Annotated in this window: 1 protein-coding gene; it reads right to left on the reverse strand. The window is 78.5% G+C overall.

Going from position 1 to position 2761, the window contains the following annotated elements; translation table 11 throughout:
* The coding region (locus tag EBM89_RS21630; RefSeq protein WP_500778895.1) for a PDDEXK-like endonuclease domain-containing protein at positions 1–2761 on the reverse strand (2761 nt) is incomplete at both ends.

The following is a 2761-nucleotide window of genomic DNA, read 5'->3' on the forward strand; positions in this document are numbered from 1 at the left end:
GGGCGGGCGCCACCCGGCGGTGTCCGCCGGGGTGGCGTCCGTGGCCTCCGCGGGAGCGGCCGCCGGCGCGACGCTCGGCAGCGTCCCGGTGGGCGGCTGCGTGGTGTCGACCCGGCGCTCACCGGGGCCGGTGCCGCCACCGGCGGGCAGGTCGGCGCCCGGGACCAGGGCGAACCCGGTCAGCGTCGGCGCCGGACCGGTGCCGTCGTCGTCCAGCAGCGGGCCGGGGACGAGCAGCATCCCACGGCGCCGCTCCTCCTGCGCCTGCGCGACCCGGCGGTCGGCGACGGCGTGCAGGGCGCGGCGGATGCGGTCGACCTCGGCCTCGGGGTCGAGGAACGCGGCGGCGGACCACACGCGCACGACCGTCCAGCCCAGCCGCTCCAGGCGCTCGGCGACCTGGCGGTCGCGGACCCGGATGCTCGGCTCGGTGAGGTAGGCGTCGTCGTCGGTGAGGACGGCGACCAGCAGCTCGCCGGGCAGGTCGGGGTGCCCGACGGCCATCGGCAGGTGCAGCCCGCCGGGCAGGCCGTGGTCGAGCTCGACCACCAGGCCGTGCCGCCACAGCCGCTCGGCGAGGTCGACGACGAGGCGGTCGGGGGCGTGCGCGGGCGCCTTGACCTCCTCGGCGACAGGGGCAGCCACCGGCTCGACCTCGTGCGTGTCGTCGGTCGCCTCGGTGCGGGCGGCGGTCGCGGCGGCGTCCGCGGTCTCGTCGCGCGGCGAGGTGGCGAGCACCGCCTCCTCGGTCTCGCCGGCGGCGCGGAGCTCGGCGAACCGCAGCAGGTCGGCGAGCAGCCGCGGGCCGGGGCCGCGCAGGCGCTCGGGGTCGATGTCCGCGGTGGCGAAGCAGGACACGACGTCGAGACGGTGCCGGGTGACGCCGAGGGCGGCGAGCAGGAGCGCGTCCCCGCCAGGTCCGCTGATCGGGCCGAAGCGGTGCAGGACCCGCCCGTGCGGGGTGCGGCCGAAGCCGAGCGACACGATCAGCGCGTCCCGGCGCAGCCCGGCGACGCTGGTGAGGTCGGTGACGACGAACGGCTCGTGCCGGGACCCGTCGAGGGCGGCGGCGAGCGACGGCGAGTCGCGGACCTGGGACAGTACGGCCTCGCGCACCTGCGCGGTGTGCAGGGCGGACGCGGTGACGACCGCGAGGGACTCCTCGGGGTGCGTGAGCGCGTGCTCGATGACGAGCTCGACGACGCGGTCGACGTCGGCGCGCGTGCTCTGCACGGCGCCGGACCCGTCGGGCATGCCGGTGCCGTCGGGGACGAGGTGGTGGCCGACGGTCGCGGCGCTGGTCGGCAGCGGCGTCGGGGACAGCACGTCGGCGTAGCCGTGGGCGGCGAGGAACGCCGTGAGGTAGGGGTCGCGGCGGGACGCGTCCGCGCGCAGCGGCACGGTCGGCAGCACCTCGGCGAGCTCGCGCACGGCGGTGCCGGACGCGCAGCGGCGGTCCCCAACCACGACGACCTGCCGGCCCCGCGCGAGCGCGGGCAGCGCGACCTCGACGGGCAGGTGGGCGGCGGCGTCGAGGACGACGAGGTCGACGGTGCGGGCGGCGGGCAGCACCTGCGGCACGAGCATCGGCGCGGCGGCGAGCACGGGGCGCAGCCGCCGGGCGACGTCGGGGTACCGCTCGAAGGTCTCGCGCAGGCCGGTCAGCCGGTCCTCGACGAGCTCGGCGAACAGGGCCTCGGCCTGCTCGGTGTGCGTGGCCATGGCGGTCCGGACGTGCGAGGCGGCGCGCGCCCGCACGGGTCCGGACAGCGCGGCGGTGTGCGCGACGTCGAGCTCGCGGAACTCGTCGGCCAGCCGCCCGAGGGTCGCGCCGTCGTACCCGGCGAGCGCGGGGTCGGCGGCGAGCACCTGCTCGAAGACGGTGGACCACCAGGCGAGGTCGAGCTCGGCGCCGACCAGGTCGGCGGGGACCCGGCGGTCGGCGAGGTCGTCCAGGAGGTCGCCGAGGCCGTCGGCGACCAGCGACCGGACGAGCCGGGTGCGCTCGGGCAGCGCGGCGAGGCTGTCGCGCGCGGCCAGCAGCCGCTGCACGCGCTCGCGCACCTCGGCGACCGGGCGGGTCAGCAGCTCGCCGCCCTCGGGCGTGCTCGCGAGGACGCGGGCCAGCGCCTCGAGGTCGGCGCGCACCTCGCGGTGCTCCGCCTCGATCTCGGCCAGGCCCTCGGGCAGGCGCGGCCAGCCCCCGGCCGGGCAGTGCGCCTGCCAGATCTCGCGCTGGCGCTGGACGTCGAGGAGCGCGGCGTGCAGGTCGGCGACCGGACGGCCGGGACGCAGCAGGTCCTTGGCCTGCTTGCGCAGGCGCCGCCGCAGCCAGTAGCCCATCGGCGTCCCGTGCTCGGTGCGCCAGTGCTTGCTGGCCGTGGCCGCGACCATGTCGGCCGGGCTGCGCTCGAAGACGAGCGGCTGGAAGACGTCGAGGGCCCCGCGCACGCCGTGCAGCACGTCGAGCTGCTCGGCCCACGCGGCGAGCGTCGTCGCGGGCGTGAAGCCGGTGACCTCCGCGACCTCGGCGATGCGGCGCTCGACGCCCGCGAGCCCGTCCTCGGCCGCGAGCCGCTCGACGCGGCGCAGCGCGTCGGCGGCCTCGGTGTCGCTGAGCAGCGTCGCGCCGTACCACGGGGTGTCGACGGGGCGCAGGGTGAACGCCCCCGCGCGCGCGGCCTCGGCGAGCTCGGCCGCCGCCGTGGCGCGCCGGTCGGCGTCGAGGGCGTGCGCGACCTCGCCGCGCAGCCGCACGGTC

It is taken from the genome of Cellulomonas triticagri (assembly GCF_003696205.1).
Classification (GTDB): Bacteria; Actinomycetota; Actinomycetes; order Actinomycetales; family Cellulomonadaceae; genus Cellulomonas; species Cellulomonas triticagri.